Source organism: Cupriavidus sp. 05T313 (assembly GCF_056396665.1).
This window is the reverse complement of the sequence record NZ_JBFTLX010000110.1, coordinates 23,508-40,006: the sequence shown is the minus strand read 5'-3', so window position 1 is coordinate 40,006 and position 16,499 is coordinate 23,508. Positions and strand designations below refer to the sequence as shown.

Here is a 16,499-nt window from a genome sequence, read left to right as displayed (position 1 = left end):
GCCCTGTTCCAGCAACCCGAAGTGCCAGAGCCATTCAAGAAGGCTGTCCAGGCAATTCATCTCTCGCCCGTCGGAGGGGCTCTCACTCTTCAGCAGCGGCGCCTCTTCAACGCTCTTATCAAAAACGCGATCGAGCATAGGCTTTCGAAGAGCGATGCGCCCAACATCTTCCAGATCTCGATTCCGGAGATGATGGCTGGTCTCGGCTTGACCACTAAGGACACAGGCTACATCAAGGAGACTGCCAAATCCCTGATGCGCACGGTTGTGGACTGGGACCAACTGAACAGCGATGGGACTGCGACCTGGACCGGTTCGACGCTGGTGGCCGGTGCAAAGATCACCGGCTCTCAGCTTTCCTATTCCTTTGCGCCTCAGATCTCGGAGGAACTGCTCAACCCGGAGCGATTCGCCATGATCGACATGCGCATCGCAAAGCTGTTTCGTCGTGCTCACTCGCTAGCTCTCTGGGAGAACACAGTTCGCTATGAGAGAGTAGGGGTCACTGCTCGTATTCCATTGCCCGTTTTTCGCAATCTGATCCTGGGTCGAGAGGAGAGCGAGACAAAGTACAAGGAATATAAGATCTTCAAGCGTGCTGTGCTCAATCCGTGTATCTCAGAGATCAACACCGTCTCAGATCATCTGATCGAGCTCATCGAACACAAGAACGGCAGGTCAGTGACTGATTTGCAGTTCAAGATCAACCGCAAGGAACCCACGTCCCAGGAGGAGCAGCAGCACTCTGACCTGGTCCAGGCAGTAGTAAAGCTTGGAGTACCTCTCACCGAGGCAAAGAAGATGGTTCGCACCTATGGGGCGGACCGAGTCAAGCAAGCGGTCGCGTACACGCGCGCTCGGGTCGCAAAGAAGAACTCTCCTGCCGTGGATAACGTGGCCGCCTACTTCCGCAAATCGCTGACTGAGGATTGGGGCAAGGGCGCTGAGATAGGCGAGGAAAAGCGTGGTGAGGCACGGGCCTCCAAGACAGCAAGTGCCAGAACTCCCGCCGAAGCGAAGGATCAGTATATTGCTGCGCGTCTTCCCGACGCACAGCGGTATTTCCTGGAACTGTCGGCCGAGGAACAGGCCTCGCTGATCACCGAGTACAACGAGCAATGCGCCGCCGCGGATCTACGGCTTGTCACTTCAAAGAAGCCCACCAAACTTGCGCAGTCCAGCTTCTTTCGCTGGCTTGCTGCTCGCACTTGGGGAGAGCCGTCATCGGACGACATCCTTTCGTACATCTTGAGCGGACAGGTTTAACACCGCATGCCTGTTTGTAATCCAAGTTTTCGCGGAGTCTGCCGTTTCAATCAATTGGTATGGCGCGCCTTCGGTCTGCGGCATGTCAAAGGGCCAAAGGTGGCAGGCTCTCGGGCAGAAGTGATAGCCGCGTCAAGAGTCCCTGGCGCGACCCCAGCAGATACAGGCACGCTAGCCGATCGGTGAAAGCGCCGGCGGCAAAAGAGCGCTGCTATGACGCGGGAAAGAAGATCGTCGGGCGCAAGCGGCATATTGCCGTGGATACGAATGGCCGGTTTCTGATGGTGAACCTGACTGCGGACATCGCCGATAGTACCGGGGCATTGGCGGTTCTGGAGGCGCTAAAGAAGYGCTGGCCGGGACTGAAGCATCTGTTTGTAGATGGTGCGTACGATCGTCGCACTTTGATAGCTAAGGCTGCGACGCTCGATTTCGTCGTACAGGTGGTGCGCCGTCACGAGTATCAGGTAGGCTTCGCGGTGGGTGGTGGAACGTATCTTCGGTTGGATGATTCGCTGGCGTCGCCTTGTCAGGGACTACGAGCGGCGTCCTGATGTGTCCGAGGCCATGGTCTATATCGCAATGGGCGGTGCTGTAACGCAAAGTCGCCCATCCTTGAATTATCCAAACGGGCTCCGAACGGTTGTGGCGGCTCCAAATCAACCGCCGGTATGCCTAGTATCCCATGCCCTTGCTAGGCCAAGTCGGCCTCGATCACAAATCGTGAAGTTGGGTTCTTCTTTGCAGTGCTTACATAAAGCCAGTCCTTGGCGCGTGTGAGTGCTACGTAGAACAGCCTGCGCTCGTCAGCTTCGGTGCTGCCATCATCTGGTATTACCGTTTCCTCGGCACGAATCACTCCCACGGCTGACCGGGGCGCGTAGCGACCGCGATGCGAAGACTGCCGATGGCGCGAAGCTCCTGCAGGAGCGCGCGACACTGGCGGCCAAGCAAAGCGCAAGCGCGGCTACCGAAGCGCGTCTGCGCGAACTCAGGCAACGGGAAACCGAGCTGGGAGCGCGCCGGCGGCAGTTGGATGCTGACCAGCGTGTTGCGGCCACCCGCGCCGCCACGAGGCGCCGGGAGTTGGAGCAGCTGATCGCCGGCCGCAAGCTGATGTTGGCCGAAGGGCCGGCCATCCTCGCGGCCGCCGAGCAGCGCGACGCCTTGCAAATGATCATCGGCCAGAAGCAGGGCGAGTTTGCCACGCTACAGCAGGCGGTCAGCAGCTTGGACGCACAGCAGGCGCAGCATGCCGCGCTCGCGACCGAGTTGCAGGGACTAGAAGCGCGCGGAAGGTCCGCCGCCCAGTTCGCCACCTCGTTGAAGGGCCAGGCCGATGTCATTGAGACGGTGCCATGCCGGGCCGATCCCATGCACAGCACGTGCCCGTTGCTCGCGCAGGCGCGTGACGCCAAGGGCAAGCTGGCCGAGCAGGTCATCCTCGTGAAGGATCTGCGGGCCAGCTACCAGGCGAAGCAGCAGTCGATGAAGCCGATGGCGGAAGCCCTGGGTGAGTTGCCAGCCCAACGCGCCGCCCTGGCGGCCTTGCAGACGGCACTGGCACGCGATCAGCAGGAGTTGCAACGGTTGACCGCCCTCGCGGCCAAGAAGCCGATGTTGGATGTGGCGCAGGAAGGGTTGGCGCAGGCACAACGCGACGCGACCGCTCTGCCTGACGAGGAAGCCACCAGCACGGCCCGGTATGACCGGGACGTTGCCGAAGCCGAGTCGCAGTTGTCGGTGGTGCAGCGCGAGTTGTCCGGGCTGGCAACTGAGGACGTCACCGGCCTCATCGCCGCCTTGGACACCCGTCTGCGACAGAGCCGCGAGGCAGTGGTTGCGCTGGATGCCCGGATCGAGGCATTGATTCGCCAGCAAACCGGTCTTGCGACCGAGCGCGAACGCTTGGAGTTGGTGCTGTCCGGCCAGCCTGCGGTACAGGGCAAGGCCGATCGGCTCTCCGACGAAATCGCGCAGTGGAAGCTGCTGGCGAAGGCGCTCGGCAACGACGGCGTGATCGCGCTGTCCATCGACGACGCCGGTCCGGCGCTCACGCGGATCGTCAACGACCTGTTGCTCGCCTGCTATGGAGCGCGATTCACCATCGCGACTCAGACGCAGACGACGCTGGCCAATGGCGAGAAGCGTGAGGGCTTCGAGATCGAGGTGAATGACGCCGACCGGGACAGCGTGAAGAACTTCGCTTTGCTGTCTGGCGGGCAAAAGATCTGGATCAATGAGTGTTTGACCCGTGGTATTGCGCTCTACCGGGCGCAGGACTCGGGTCAGCCCTTCCAGACGCTGTTCACAGATGAGGCCGACGGCCCGCTCGACCCGGAGCGCAAACGCGCCTTCATGCAAATGAAGCGCGAGGTGCTCCGTCAGGGCGGCTATGAGCGGGAATTCTTCATTTCCCACACGCCTGAGTCGGTTGATGAGGCCGACGCAGTGATTGACCTGGTGGCGCTCGCTGCCTAGTTTTTGTCTTTAACCCGATGGGGCACGCCCCATCGGGGCTGCCCTGTCCCCCGTACAGGGCATCCCATGAAACTCGTGAAATCTCTTTTCCTGCTCTACCTCGTCCTGCGCGTGCTGGCCGCTTGTGACCATCACACGCAGCCGGGAAGCAAGGAGCCGATGCGGTGACCCGTCGTCTATGCCATTGGCAGTTCCATCGTCTCGGCCGCACTCGGCTGACCCCAGCCCCCGGCCATTCTTAACCTTCGGCGCTCCCTCGGGAGCGCCATTTTCTTTCCTACGAGGGGTCTCTACCATGTGTCAGACCATTTAGCTGTTTCCACAGGGCGCGTTCGATCCAATGAGCGGAAGATAGACCGTGCTTTAGGTGCGATCCTTCGCCTGTTGCAAGCTGCGCATCCGGTGGTCATTGCCTACAGCGGTGGCAAGGACAGTAGTGTCGTGGTGGCGTTGGTGCTGCACGCGGCGCTTGGATTTTCATACCATTGCCTGCTAAGTTTGCAGGAAGGCCCCAATCCACGAGGCCTCGCCAAGCAGGAACACTGGTGAGCTACTTGTGCATACCTAGAGGCCGGCACTTCGTCATCGGGCTCGTGGCGGCCGCAGTGTCGATCTGGTACGCATTTGAGGAGGCGCGCGACCGCCAGGATGATGGACTGYGGGAAATCGCTGGCTCGACTCTCCTGGCTATGCCAAGGTTCTCTCCTCCCAGTGCGGGTTCGCTCAGGCCGATGAGCTGGAGATGCGAATCTGGGCGCTCAAGATATCCAAGCGGGCGCGCAAACACTCGTGAACGATTGAGGGTGGGTCGTCAGTGCGGAGCGGCATGGGAGCAGGCGCCCGGCCAAAATCGGATGACGAGCGGGATGCGGCATACTTGCGACTGGAGGCCGCCCCCCCTTGCGAACCATAGGTAGGATGACCGGTAAATGAGGATGAGCTCTCGTCTTGCGTTTGTGCGTCGCTACTATCGTTGGCTGATTCTGCTAGCCCTGCTGCCACTAGGGATACTACTAGCGATGGTGATCATAGCTTATGCATACGGTATGCGTGCCCAGGGCCTCAACTGGCAGGGCGGACTGGAACTGGCGCAGTGGCAAAGACTGAAAAATGGCTGTGTCAGCGCACTTGGCGAACGATTGCGGGTCACCGGCTGGCGCCCGGTGACGATCACCATGACCAGCATGAGCCTGCCCAAATGCGAAACAGCAGGTGCGGAAGAGCTGATTCCACCCCCCTGGATGCCGCCCTTCGATCTCTCAATCGACGCCTTCTCCATTCCCGGCTTGCCGCCCCTAGCGGTGGTCATTCGCCAGCGCGAGCAGCGCTGGCAAGTACAGGCATCGTATCGGCGCAGCATAGCGGCCGCTGCCTATGACCGCATTTCCGGGCGTTGGACCGCGCAAGGGCAAGTTCAGGCGGCTGACATTGCCCCCGAGCTCCTGGGCGGGCTGACCTTCATGAGCAATGGATTGTGGCAGGCCAATCGGCTGGACGGCACTTTGCAGGCGCAGGGGCAACAATTGGGTTATAGGGGGCAGTCGGAACGGACAGATACGACCATTGAGGCCAGCCTCGCTGCCAAGCAATGGCAGTTGAACGCGGTGCTGGGGGCACCGGTTGCGATCGGGGGCGGCTGGAGCCTGGACGCTCGGCAAGGGCTCCAGGCCAGCGGGAACTTGGACGGGGTGAATGCCTTGAGCCTGGACCTGCGGGCGACAGGCCCGCAAGGTACAGTGCAGCTAAACCTGAATACGGAGGGCGGCGGCGTGGCACGCGGCCAGGGCATGTTGACGCTGGACGGACCCAAGCTGGCCGGTACGGTGCCGCTACGCTGGAATCAGCAGGAACTGGCGGTGTTGCCTGCGGCGATACGGCTCCCAGACGAACTGCGCCTGAGCTGGCCTCGTCCGGTGGTTCTGCCGCTGGCACTAGTCGGCAAGAGTACCGTCTCTGCCGACCTTCGATATCGAGACTTCAGCGTTAGAACCGTCGACAGCTTATTGTCCTGGCAGCAAGTCCAGTGGGGCTGGCAAGGGCGGCTTGAGCTGGCCGGCAAAGCGGCCGGCCATGACCTGACTGGGTCTTGGCAGGGGCGTATCGATGCCGCAGGCCTCACGGGCGAGCCGGCCAGCCTGACTGTCAAGGGGCCAAGCCTCCTGCTGGCGCTGCATTTGCCAGTAGCCGACTTTCACGCGCCGCGCTGGGCGACACAGGCGAAGTTCAATGGTCACTATGGCAACCAACCCATCGCGGGAGTGCTCAACGCCAGCTATACACTGGGAAACTGGAAAGGCTCGGTCGAGTGCAGCTCTCGGCCTCCGTTATATATGAAGGGCGGAACCCTGACGCTGGTTGCGCCTTGGTATGGCAAAGGCGACCAGTGGTTTCTAGGCGCTGGCAGCCGCGCCACGATAAGTGAGGGGCTGATCGGAACCACGCTGATCAAGCCAATAACGATTATCGCTACGACCCCATTACGCCTTAGCCCACAGGGGATATTCGGTGACTTGCAGATCAAGGCCGGTGGAGCGGTGACAACGCGCGGTGCATTGCCGGGCATCGACGGACAGTTGGCTGTCGAAGGCCGGCAGGGCAACGCCAAGCTGCGCGTGCCCGCCTGGCAGTCGGAGTTGGCTCTGACCGCATTGCTGACTAGTTATGGAAGGAAAACAGGTGCGCAAGGCACGGTGCAGATAACGACCCCCCTGTCCACTGGCATGAGCCGCAGCTTTGGCGTCACCTTCCAGAATGGGCAACTCAAAGGCCAAGGCCGCTGGGAGTGGCAGGATCACTGGCAGTTGCGAGGGGATATTACCGCGTCCGGGCTCGCGTTGGACTGGGGAGGCATTCTGGCGGCAGGCGGCGATGGGACCGTGCATGTCGAATGGCGGCAAGACGGGCTGACTCTCGCCAGCATTGGGCCGATCATGCTGGCCGAGTTAGATGTGGGCACCCCGGTACGCAACGTGCACATGACGATGCAATCGGACCTGGCCACCTGGAGCCTGACGGACGTTTACGCCGAAGTACTGGGCGGCAACTTGCGCGCCCCTGCCCTGCAATGGCCCTCCCCGCAGTTTCAGCCCGTGACCGTGAGCCGCATCGACCTCGCGGAGGTAGCCGCCCTGCAGAACGACCCGAACCCGACAGTTCAGCTCGTGGGCCGCGTGGGCGGGGTTTTGCCACTGCAGTTGATGAAGGATTCTCTGGCCTTGCAAGGAGGGATCATGCGCAATGAAGGCCTGCTATCGCTTAAGGTTTCGCCATCCGCGGGCGTCACCGCCATGGGCCAGTCCAACCGTGCGGCCCAGTTTGCGCTGGATACGCTGAGTAACGTGGCAATCCATGATTTTCAGGCGCGCGTGAATATGAAACCGGATGGCTGGCTGGATGCTGCCGTGACCATCAAGGGCCAGAACCCACTGCAAGATAACCAGCCGATAGTACTAAACTACACGCACCAGGAAAATGTGCTGGAACTATTACGCAGCTTGCGTATTGCTGATGAACTATCCCGACGGGCATTGGAGCGAAAACCGGCGGAAGGCTCACGCTGACATTGTGCGAAGGACTCATCATGAAAATCTTTTGGCTCGGGGCTTTACTGCCACTGGCAGCCTGTACTCCACGGATCGCATTGGAGGCACCCAAAGATCCAATCACCATCAATCTCAATGTGAAGATCGATCACGAGATCCGCCTCAAGGTGGAAAAGGATGTTGATAAACTTACCGAAGACAGCAAATTGTTTTAGGAGCGGTTAATGAAAACCACGGCACGACTGATAGCGGTGCTCTTACTGGCCTGCAGTACATTGGCTCTGGCGCTTGACTTGGACAGCGCCAAGTCACAAGGGCTGGTCGGCGAACAACCCAATGGTTTTCTAGGGGTGGTCAACCCAACCCCGGACGCCGTAAAGCTTGCCGCCGATATCAATGCCCAACGTCGCGCCGCCTACGAGGCGATTGCTAAGAAGAATGGCGCCACTCTGGATCAAGTAGCCGTCCTGGCTGGGCAGAAAGCCATAGATAAAGCGGCGCCGGGGGCTTACGTGAAAACTTCTGACGGGCAGTGGGTTAGAAAATAGTGCCTCGCGCCTACCACGGTCAGGACGTGAGGGGGAGGATGTCAATAAGGCTGCTCAAACTCAGAGTTCCTCTTGCAACTGAGGTCGAACGCCTGCCTCGCCTGTTCAATGGCCGGGAGATGCGCGATGGCCCATAGGCCAAGGGCTTCCACAGGGGTCCTTAGCGAATGCCCGAGAGAGGTCAGCGCGTAATCAACGCGCGGCGGAATCGTGGCGTATACGGTTCGCGTAACCAGTCTGTCTCGTTCCAATCCCCGCAAAGTCAGCGTCAGCATTCGCTGCGAGATGCCGCCGATCTTCCGCTTCAGTTCATTGAACCGCATGGTCCCCTGCCTGGTCGCACCGGACAAGGCGCGCGCGCTATCGCCGGCGGGACTGGCGGCCGAGATGGCTGCAACCCAGGGGGGTCTCCCGGTTCAGCATCGTACCCGTGCGCAATTGATTCTGGTGTCAGATCTCACGCAGCGTCCCCCGGAGTCACCACTTCTGCGCCCATCTTTGTCGCCTCCTCGTTTGAAGTCGTCACGGTGTATCCGCAACCTTCTCGCCGCCTGGATCGGCGGGCGTTTGTAGAGCAGCAATGAAGATTTGTTCCGTGCCTCGCCTATTCGAGGGCCGGTGCCACGTGCGGCGCCCGCAGATCGCTGCATAGCATGCCAGCGCCTCCGCATTGGCCTGGATGGCGCGCCAGCCAGGCAGTTTGTCGGACACGTTGTACACCGCGCGCCACTTGGCAAAGCGTGCGCCCTGCTGGCGATAACCGGCAAGGCGCTTGGCCAGCCCGTCGAGGCCCTCGGTGATCTCGTCGCCGGGAGCGTGGAGACGGGCGTGGTGCCCATCGTCGAACCCGAGGTGCCGATGGATGGCGCGCACTGCATGGCGCGTTGCGCCGAGGTCACCGAGACGTGCTGCACGAAGTCTTTCACGCCTTGCACCGGCATGCGGTGGTGCTCGAACACATGCTGCTGAAGCCCAGCATGGTGCTCCCCGGCAAGGAGACCAGGCACGCCGCACCGGCTGAGGTTGCCGCGGAGACTGTGCAGGTGCTCAAGCGCACGGTGCAGGCGGCGGTGCCGGGCGTCTTCTTCCTGTCCGGCGGCCAAACGCCCACTGAGGCCACCGCCAATTTCGATGCCATGAACCGGCTCGCCCCGCTGCCTTGGCGGCTGGCCTTCTCCTACGGGCGCGCCTTGCAGGAGCCGCCCCTGCTGGCCTGGCACGGCGAGGCCGCTAGCGCAACGGACGCTACTGCAGCGCTCACGGATGAATGGCATGGCTTGCCTGGGGCAATACGAAGCGGCGCTAGAGACCGCTGTGGGCTGAGCTCTCGGCAGGCGCAAGATGGAAAAACCCCCGCCGCCACGTGGACGACGGAGGCGGATAAGAGGGATGGCCGGAATTCGCAAATATCTGAAGCTTAAGATATTCGCCATTGTGACGCTTCACATATCTGCGAATCCCGGCCGACCCTCCTCAAGGCGATCGTCGCCAATGCTGTGCAATCGATCTGGCAGGCCGCCAACGAGGCGGCCACCGGCGAGCTGGCCGCCTTGCGGGCCGAAGCGCGGCTGCAGGCGAGCGAGGCGGAGGCGCAGCGCGACCAGGCGCGGGCCGCGGTGGTGGTGGCCGAGCAGGAAACCGCCGCCACGCAGGCCGGGCTCGACGCGGAGCAGAGCGCACGCGCGGCGCTGCAGGGGGAACTGGACGCCGAGCGCCAGGCCCACGCCGCCGCGCGGGCACGTCTGGAGGCGGGGCAGCGGCAGATCGAGGCACTGGAGCGGCAATTGGGAGAGTTGCGTACCCAATTTTCGACGGAGCTGGAGCACACCCGCGAGCAGGTGGCCGTCGCGCAGGAGCGGACCAGTGCCACCGAACGCCGCGCGCTGCGCGAGATCGACCAGGAGCGCACGCTGCGTCAGAAGGGCGAGCAGGCGCTCGCGGACCTGCGCGCTGAGCTGGCGGCGGTGCAGGCGAGGGCGCAAGACGCCGCTGTGGCCGGCGCCGAGGAGCGGGCGCAGTTGCAGGCCGAGCGCGCGCAAGCGGAAGCCAATGCGACGCGCCACTTGGCGACCGCCAGGCGCCGGGCGCCGACGACACGCACCAAGTTCAAGCCCGGGCCGGCCTGAGGGGGACGGGAGGTGTCGGATGGAATTTATCCACCGCACGCAGGGACAAGCCTGTGGACAAGCCGCGCGGGGCCGAGTGCCGACGGCATCAGCGGGTTTGACTAAAATTTAAGCAATGAGGGCGGCCACGTCCTCCCGCCGGCGCGGATTCCCACTGCAGCCATCACCTAGAACAACCCCGAAATCCAACGCTGCCGTCAGACGGCACCACGTGGGACCCGGCGCCGTCCCAAATCTATTCACCTACGCCATGTCGATTGAAATCGAGCGCGCCGAAGCAATTGCCTTGGATCCGCATGCAGGGCTGGGACGGCTGCGGCGCCATGCCGGACTGGCTGCAGCGGGCGATCCACGCCGGGCAGACCGTGGAACATTTCCGGGTGCCCATCGCGGGAGTCACAGGGCGCGCCGTGAAGGGGGAGTTCCGATCTGAAATCGAACGGTTAGCGAGCGGCGCGGAATGCGCCACTACCCAGTGGGTGAGGATTGGTACGCGTTCGTATGCGGTCCGCTATAGTGGAACCCGTCATCTGCAAATTGCAAACGAGCTGTTTCCCGTGAAGAAACCCGACCTGCAAGCCAAGCTAGCCTACTGCGCCAAGACGCGCCGTTCCAACTATGCGGCAAGCCTGCGTCTTGAGGGCTATGACGTCACGCCAGCTGAGTCAAAGCGCAAGCTGCCCTCGCGTGAAGCCGTCCTGCAGACCTATCGCAAACCAGCTTGACCTTGGACAAGTACGGCACCGGCCAGGATCGTACTGCTACCCGGAGACGCACATGCTGCGTAACCGGCTGGACATCCAGGACGATGCGCTGCTTGCGCAAGCCGAGCGTGATCTCTCCGAGATTGCCGCCAGCCAGATCGATTTTTCGCTTCCCCCCTACGATCTGGCCTACCTGAAGCATATCCACCACACGCTGTTTCTCGATGTCTACGACTGGGCGGGCGATCTTCGCACCATCGACATCTCGAAGGGAAGCACACGCTTCTGCAACGTCAGCCGCATCGAGCCGGAGGCCGACAAGATCTTCCGTGCCATGGCGCAGCAAGCATGGTTCGAGGATTGGGAACGCCCTCAACTGGTCTGCGCCATGGCTGAGCATTTCGGTGACCTCAACATGATCCACCCCTTCCGGGAAGGGAACGGGCGCGCCCAGCGCATCCTGTTCGAGCACATCATCGTCAATGTCGGCTTCGAAATCAGTTGGTGGGCCGTCGAAGCGTCCGAGTGGATCGACGCCAATGTCGCGGCGGTCGTGTGCGACTATCGCCCGCTGGAAGCGGTGTTCGAACGGTGCATCGGACAGCGGATTGGCGATTGATTGGGGCTTGCCGCCCCCTCGCTGAAGGCGAAGGCGGGTAAGACCGGCGCCAGCCATAGGGCGGAGGGGGCACTGCGCGGAGACCGCGCCAGATTGCGGCCAACCCTCAGGTAGACCTTCCGCCGGAACGATGGATCAAGGTGTCGGACATAGCACAGGCGGGGCAGGAGGGTGTGGGACCGGTCAGAGCCGCCGAGGTTCAGGCGGCAGGCTTACCGGGCCGAGCGCAATGCGCCGGCCGGCCGGGCGGCGCTTCTGGAAGAGGAATAAAGACCGCCCGCCGGTACCGACGCCTGCGCGGCCGCGGCTGGTCCCGGACTGGGCTGCTGGGCGCTTACCAGTCCCTTCAAAGCACGAAGTCGTGGCACGGCGGCAAGGCATAATCAAGCTTTCCAGCACTGCGACTGAACTGACAGGCGTCCGTGGGCATGGTTTCCTGCTTGGCAAAGCCGCAGTGCGGGCAGGTCAGCACGGATTCAAGAATGACGGCACTCATCGCGTCCTCACAATCGCAACGCCCCTCGTCGTCAAACGCAATGGCCACCACCACGGGACGGCAGCGCAGGGAGAAAGGCAACGTGGGGTACGTATTACTCGATCTCGAAATGGCAGCCGTCGCCGCGCGGAACGGTTTTCCGCTCCGATAGCTACATGGGGGAGAGGTCGGCCAGCTTCGGCGCCGGCGCGCGCGGTGGCATGGTTGGTCCTATGGGATGGTCCTTCTGTTGTAGGCGCGCCGGCAGAATAGCGCCATAGGGCAAATGGCAAAGCCGAATGCGATCTCACGTTGGAATCCGATGGGTGGAAAATTGCCGGTCTTACCTTATAGAAAGCGGATCGCCGTATCGGCAAAGCCCTTCCAGCGTCGAATCTTGCCGTCGACGACCGTAAAGATGTGCAGCCATTCGGTTTCAACCAACTTGCCTTCGGGACGCGCGGTCCCACGTAAGAAGCCGAGTACAACCACATGCTCGCCTGACTCGATAAACTCCCGCGGCTCGAAAATTTCTGTGTCGTCCGCCTGTGCGAGCTGTGCGAAGAAGCTGGCGACTTCGGCTTTGTTGGTACGTTGCCCGGTGTAGGGAATCTGCGGTGGCCCTACCATCTTCCAGTCGACCTGGTCGGCCACCAGATCGAGGATGGCATTGACGTCGCCACGGCCATACGCCTCATAGGCTGCTTTCACGACAGAAATCGGGGTTGTCATTATTGTCTCCGATTGCACATTCCGGCCTGACTTCGCAGGGGCGGATGTTTCCAACTTAGTGCGAAAGGGTGTCCCATTCAAGGGTCGTGTTGCCGGGTTTGACGTCTGGCTTTGACTGCGGGCGACTCGTAAAGATTATGCGTTGCTCCCTGGGGCGGCGTTCCACACGCCAGTCCGGCATGTCGATTATTTCACGATTGTAAAATAATGCTCTGGACTTGCCTGCCAAGGAGCATTACCGCCCGTGCTGGTGGCTGGCAAAGACGAACCGGTCGGTCGTGCGAACGAGGCTGCGGTAGATGAGGCCCATGGGCCGAAAATTACCGGGGATTGTGTTCAAAATGGCCTTCGGCGAGGCCGGGGAGATGTCTCTGGCCGAGAGGAGGGGTGCATGTTGTGTTGGACCATGCCTGCCGCACCGCGGCGCACACCGCAGTCAAGGTAGCCGCCGCCGGGCTCTGGGCTGCGCCGCAGGTGGGAGCGCTCAACTGATTGGACGCGCGTGATGATCGAGAGCGCGCTCTGTGTCCGCCTTGGTGGAGGAAACAGTCCGTCATGATCGCGCCGCTTTTGCTCACCGTCGTCTGCTCACCTAACCATTCTCCGCAAGCCGATCATGGGCAAGCCAGCGGGGGTTTCCTTTGGCGTCGGCCGCCTGGGGGGGGCGAAGCCTATGGCTTGCTAAAGAGAGGTCCTGGCAAATAGTCTGCCCGAGGCCGGCCACCCGGCGATGCTCGCAGTACCTACTGGGTTTGACGGCGGGAAAGTGGCGAGGCGCTTGTTGCAATGCCAGAAACACGGAAAACGAGAGAGCATATGGAGACGACACTTGCCCCGAGGTAGCCGTGGTGGACGACGAACACACGCTCAGCCAACTGGTAAAGCCGGCCATGAGCGATACCGCCAACCGGGGGTCACTGGCGGATCCGAATCGGGGTCATCGTGGACTTTTCCCGCATCGCAACTAGACTGGTGCAATCACACCTTTCTCTGCGCGACTGCGCGAAATCCGGGGCCATTCAATGGAGGGACGGATCATGCACACTGTTATCAGAGCCTATTCCGGAAGCGGCGCCAGGGAGCTGTTCGATCTGCTGGAAAAGCGGACACCGGAAATCGAATCCCTGATGCGTTCGGTCCAGGGTTTTGTCAGCTACACGCTTGCGCGGACCGCCGATGGCGGCTTTTCTGTCACGACCTGCAATGACAAGGCGGGCGTGGATGAGAGCGTCAAGAAGGCGAAGGACTGGATCGCCGGGAACGCAGCCGGCACGGGCACAAGCGCGCCGACGATTTCCGAGGGAACCGTCATCCTGCACTCGAAATAGCAGCACGTGGCATCTCCCAGCGCTTCCCTCGTCGAGCCATCCTGAACGCTGCTGTTCTTCCGCTATGGTGTCACGCCCAACGCCAGCGAGCTCTACGGCATGGTGTGTAAGGGAGCAGGGGCATGCTGGCGTTGCGCGGGCGTACGCGCGTCACCATCGATCACGCGGACCGATCGTAACTCGACCGGGGGTGATCGAATGGACGGGACCTCCCCATCCCGGGGCTGCGGCGGAAGCCGCAAGTCGGCATCGAGGTGCCATGATGGCCTTGTCAAAATGCCATCACGACCACAGGAGGGGAAGTCCCATGTCCATTGTTACCGTGGGTATCGCGATCTGGCCAAAGCGTGTTTGCCGTTCATGGGGTCGAACTGCGTTAGCCGTCAGCAATGCCCCACGGCCGCGTTCGGTTCTGCTGCCCAGCTCGCTGAGGCAAAAATGAGTCGCAGCATGTGCGGCACTACGGCACCAGCCGTCACACAGTGAGGGCAGCGCTGGCCGAGCTACAGGAACTCGGCCTGGTGTCGAGGCGCAAGAATGTGGGGACTCGGGTGGAGGCATCCGCACCGACGAAAGCGTTTCGTCCCTCGCTGGCATCCGTGGAGGATCTGGTGCAATTCGGCGCCGCGCATCTGCGTGTGGTGCAGGCAATCGAGGAAGTGACGGTGAGCGGTGCGCAAGCCAAGGAACTGGGCTGTGCCAGCGGCGCGCACTGGCTACGCATCTCAAGCTTGCGCAGGGACGGCGATGCCAACACGCCGCCAATCGGCTGGACTGATGTGTATATCGATCCAACCTATGCGGAGATCGGCGAAATCGTACGCGCGTCGCCTGGTATCCTGATCAGTTCCCTGATCGAGGCGCGCTACGGCCGCTGCATTGCCGAGATACGCCAGGATGTGTGTGCCTTCAATGCCGGCGACACCGACATCTCACACGCCCTTGGGCTGACGCCGGGACAGGCGGCACTCAAGATCGTGCGCCGCTACTTCGATGCAAGCGGTCACGTGTTTGAGGTCTCGGTCACGGTGCATCCCGCCGACCGTTTTTCGCTATCTATGCGGCTGCAGCGTTCGAATGGATAAGCTGTCTTGTGAGATGGCATACGCCGCCGACCTGCTGCTTCGGCCAAGACGCGAGCGACGCAAACAACGTGAGCAAGCGGCAGGTTACGGACGGGCGGTGGCAAACCGCACCGTCGGCCATGAAAGCTATTGCGCCTTCTCTGCCCCATCAGCCAGTCGATTGCGAGCTGAGCCGAGGCATGACCGTCCGAAACGATGAAGAGACGATCACCGCCCTCGGCTCGGATGGCCGTTCGTGGGTGCTCACCGGACCTTCCGCAGCCAGAGTCCGGATGCCCGCTCGTTGATCGCCAAGCGGCGCGTGTCCGGCTCCATACTTTGCGCGGCGGTGGGACTTCGGGTGCTGCCTGAGGGGCTAAGTGCCGATGCGAACTGGAATTCGCCGCCGCCCGAATTGGCGGTTGAAGTGTCCAAATCGCCCGGCAATCGTCACGGAGCATTCGGGACAGTTGCCTGGCTGAGTGAGACGGTAGCTCTCAATGTTGTGCCAGTCGCGCACGATAAGCGGCGCACGACACGCCGGGCAGTAGGTCGTCGCGCCGTCGGGATCATGGACGTTGCCGGTGTAGACATACTGCAAGCCTTGCGCAATCGCGATCTTGCGGGCGCGGGAAAGCGTCAAGAACGGCGTCGGCGGCACATCGATCATCTTGTAGTCCGGATGGAATGCCGTGAAGTGCAGCGGCACGTCGCTGCCAAGCTCCTTCGCGATCCATTGCGCCTCGGCGCGAATCTCGACGTCGCTATCGTTCCTGCCAGGGATGAGCAGTGTCGTGATCTCGAGCCAGACATCAGTATCGTGTCTCAGATACTGGAGCGTCTCCAATACCGGCTGCAAACGAGCGCCAGTGAGCGTGAAATAAAACGCGTCGGTGAAGCCCTTCAGATCGACGTTCGCCGCATCCATCTTGGCGTAGAAGTCGCGCCGTGCTTCCGCGCCCATGTAGCCGGCGGTCACCGCCACTGTCTTGATGCCGCGCTTATGGCAAGCGTCGGCCACGTCCATCGCGTATTCGGCGAAGATTACCGGATCGTTGTAGGTGAATGCCACGCTCTTGCAGCCATGGGCCACTGCCGCGTCCGCGATCGATTCGGGCCTTGCCACAGCGGCAAGAGTCTCCATCTCGCGCGACTTGCTGACGTCCCAGTTCTGACAGAACTTGCACGCCAGGTTGCAGCCGGTCGTGCCGAACGACAGGACGCTGGTGCCGGGATAGAAATGGTTGAGCGGCTTTTTCTCGATCGGATCGATGCAGAAGCCCGATGAGCGGCCATAGGCCGTAAGGACCATCTGATCACCGACACGCCTGCGCACGAAACAAGCACCGCGCTGATCCCTATGCAGGCGACAGTTACGCGGACACAGGTCGCATTGCATGCGCCCATCATCGAGCAAATGCCCATAACGGCCAGGGTAAAGAGATTCCTTCATGGTAGTGGCAGCGGCAGGCGACTCCTAGACAGTGGGGTCGTGTCCGCTCATCCGGCAGCGCGTATCCGGAGCGACAAGCCCACCTCTGCCCATTATCCATCGAACGAATCCAATCCGCATCCGCTCCTTTTCCTGTACGGGGTGTCGCCAAAGTCTCAGAT

13 protein-coding genes and 6 pseudogenes are annotated in these 16,499 nt (G+C 61.7%); 13 read left to right on the top strand and 6 right to left on the bottom strand.

The window, feature by feature from the left end:
- Window positions 1–1,266 (top strand): RepB family plasmid replication initiator protein (locus AC1DKD_RS22580; RefSeq protein WP_477143724.1); only part of this gene is annotated, 1,266 nt, incomplete at its 5' end.
- A gap of 176 nt (window positions 1,267–1,442) precedes the next feature.
- Window positions 1,443–1,885: pseudogene (locus AC1DKD_RS22575) on the top strand (transposase); the annotation flags it as partial.
- A gap of 75 nt (window positions 1,886–1,960) precedes the next feature.
- On the opposite strand, the pseudogene AC1DKD_RS22570 reads toward AC1DKD_RS22575, so the two are convergent.
- Window positions 1,961–2,125, bottom strand: a pseudogene (locus AC1DKD_RS22570) (3'-5' exonuclease); the annotation flags it as partial.
- A gap of 227 nt (window positions 2,126–2,352) precedes the next feature.
- On the opposite strand from AC1DKD_RS22570, the gene AC1DKD_RS22565 reads away from it, so the two are divergent.
- The 4 genes from AC1DKD_RS22565 (at window position 2,353) to AC1DKD_RS22550 (ending at window position 7,837) form a co-directional block, all read left to right on the top strand.
- Window positions 2,353–3,747: an SMC family protein gene (locus tag AC1DKD_RS22565; protein WP_441634859.1), complete on the top strand. Its 1,395-nt coding sequence runs from the start codon at window positions 2,353–2,355 to the stop codon at window positions 3,745–3,747.
- Between the two features lie 929 nt (window positions 3,748–4,676).
- The gene (locus AC1DKD_RS22560) at window positions 4,677–7,307 is read left to right on the top strand and encodes an intermembrane phospholipid transport YdbH family protein (protein WP_441634857.1); all 2,631 of its coding nucleotides are present in this window, start codon (window positions 4,677–4,679) and stop codon (window positions 7,305–7,307) included.
- 20 nt (window positions 7,308–7,327) lie between these two features.
- Window positions 7,328–7,504 (top strand): YnbE family lipoprotein, encoded by a 177-nt coding sequence (locus tag AC1DKD_RS22555; protein ID WP_441634855.1) that lies wholly within the window; start codon window positions 7,328–7,330, stop codon window positions 7,502–7,504.
- Between the two features lie 9 nt (window positions 7,505–7,513).
- Window positions 7,514–7,837, top strand: coding sequence for a YdbL family probable chaperone protein (locus AC1DKD_RS22550; RefSeq protein WP_441634853.1), 324 nt, complete (start codon window positions 7,514–7,516; stop codon window positions 7,835–7,837).
- 41 nt (window positions 7,838–7,878) lie between these two features.
- Here the strand turns inward: AC1DKD_RS22550 and AC1DKD_RS22545 are convergent.
- Window positions 7,879–8,166, bottom strand: a pseudogene (locus AC1DKD_RS22545) (winged helix-turn-helix transcriptional regulator); the annotation flags it as partial.
- Between the two features lie 307 nt (window positions 8,167–8,473).
- Window positions 8,474–8,656: pseudogene (locus tag AC1DKD_RS22540) on the bottom strand (class I fructose-bisphosphate aldolase); the annotation flags it as partial.
- 39 nt (window positions 8,657–8,695) lie between these two features.
- On the opposite strand from AC1DKD_RS22540, the pseudogene AC1DKD_RS22535 reads away from it, so the two are divergent.
- From AC1DKD_RS22535 to AC1DKD_RS22515, 5 genes and pseudogenes are all read left to right on the top strand, one after another.
- A pseudogene (locus AC1DKD_RS22535) lies at window positions 8,696–9,258 on the top strand (class I fructose-bisphosphate aldolase).
- A gap of 75 nt (window positions 9,259–9,333) precedes the next feature.
- On the top strand, window positions 9,334–9,963 hold the full coding sequence (locus AC1DKD_RS22530) for a hypothetical protein (protein ID WP_441634851.1): 630 nt from the start codon (window positions 9,334–9,336) through the stop codon (window positions 9,961–9,963).
- 299 nt (window positions 9,964–10,262) lie between these two features.
- Window positions 10,263–10,346: pseudogene (locus tag AC1DKD_RS22525) on the top strand (H-NS histone family protein); the annotation flags it as partial.
- On the top strand, window positions 10,329–10,688 hold the full coding sequence (locus tag AC1DKD_RS22520; protein ID WP_441634872.1) for a YhfG family protein: 360 nt from the start codon (window positions 10,329–10,331) through the stop codon (window positions 10,686–10,688). The pseudogene AC1DKD_RS22525 and the gene AC1DKD_RS22520, both read left to right, overlap by 18 nt.
- Before the next feature lie 52 nt (window positions 10,689–10,740).
- Window positions 10,741–11,286, top strand: a complete 546-nt coding sequence (locus AC1DKD_RS22515) for a Fic/DOC family protein (protein WP_441634849.1) — start codon at window positions 10,741–10,743, stop codon at window positions 11,284–11,286.
- Window positions 11,287–11,632: 346 nt separating this feature from the next.
- Here AC1DKD_RS22515 and AC1DKD_RS22510 read toward each other — a convergent pair whose 3' ends face one another.
- Complete coding sequence (locus AC1DKD_RS22510; RefSeq protein WP_441634847.1) at window positions 11,633–11,836, bottom strand: hypothetical protein; 204 nt, start codon at window positions 11,834–11,836, stop codon at window positions 11,633–11,635.
- A 273-nt stretch (window positions 11,837–12,109) separates the two neighbouring features.
- Window positions 12,110–12,493, bottom strand: coding sequence for a nuclear transport factor 2 family protein (locus AC1DKD_RS22505; protein ID WP_441634845.1), 384 nt, complete (start codon window positions 12,491–12,493; stop codon window positions 12,110–12,112).
- 1,037 nt (window positions 12,494–13,530) lie between these two features.
- On the opposite strand from AC1DKD_RS22505, the gene AC1DKD_RS22500 reads away from it, so the two are divergent.
- Together AC1DKD_RS22500 and AC1DKD_RS22495 are read left to right on the top strand one after the other, a co-directional pair.
- Window positions 13,531–13,821, top strand: a complete 291-nt coding sequence (locus AC1DKD_RS22500; RefSeq protein WP_441634870.1) for a hypothetical protein — start codon at window positions 13,531–13,533, stop codon at window positions 13,819–13,821.
- 452 nt (window positions 13,822–14,273) lie between these two features.
- On the top strand, window positions 14,274–14,906 hold the full coding sequence (locus AC1DKD_RS22495) for a GntR family transcriptional regulator (RefSeq protein WP_441634843.1): 633 nt from the start codon (window positions 14,274–14,276) through the stop codon (window positions 14,904–14,906).
- A 355-nt stretch (window positions 14,907–15,261) separates the two neighbouring features.
- Here AC1DKD_RS22495 and amrS read toward each other — a convergent pair whose 3' ends face one another.
- On the bottom strand, window positions 15,262–16,338 hold the full coding sequence (amrS, locus tag AC1DKD_RS22490) for an AmmeMemoRadiSam system radical SAM enzyme (protein ID WP_441634841.1): 1,077 nt from the start codon (window positions 16,336–16,338) through the stop codon (window positions 15,262–15,264).
- Between the last annotated feature and the right edge of the window lie 161 nt (window positions 16,339–16,499).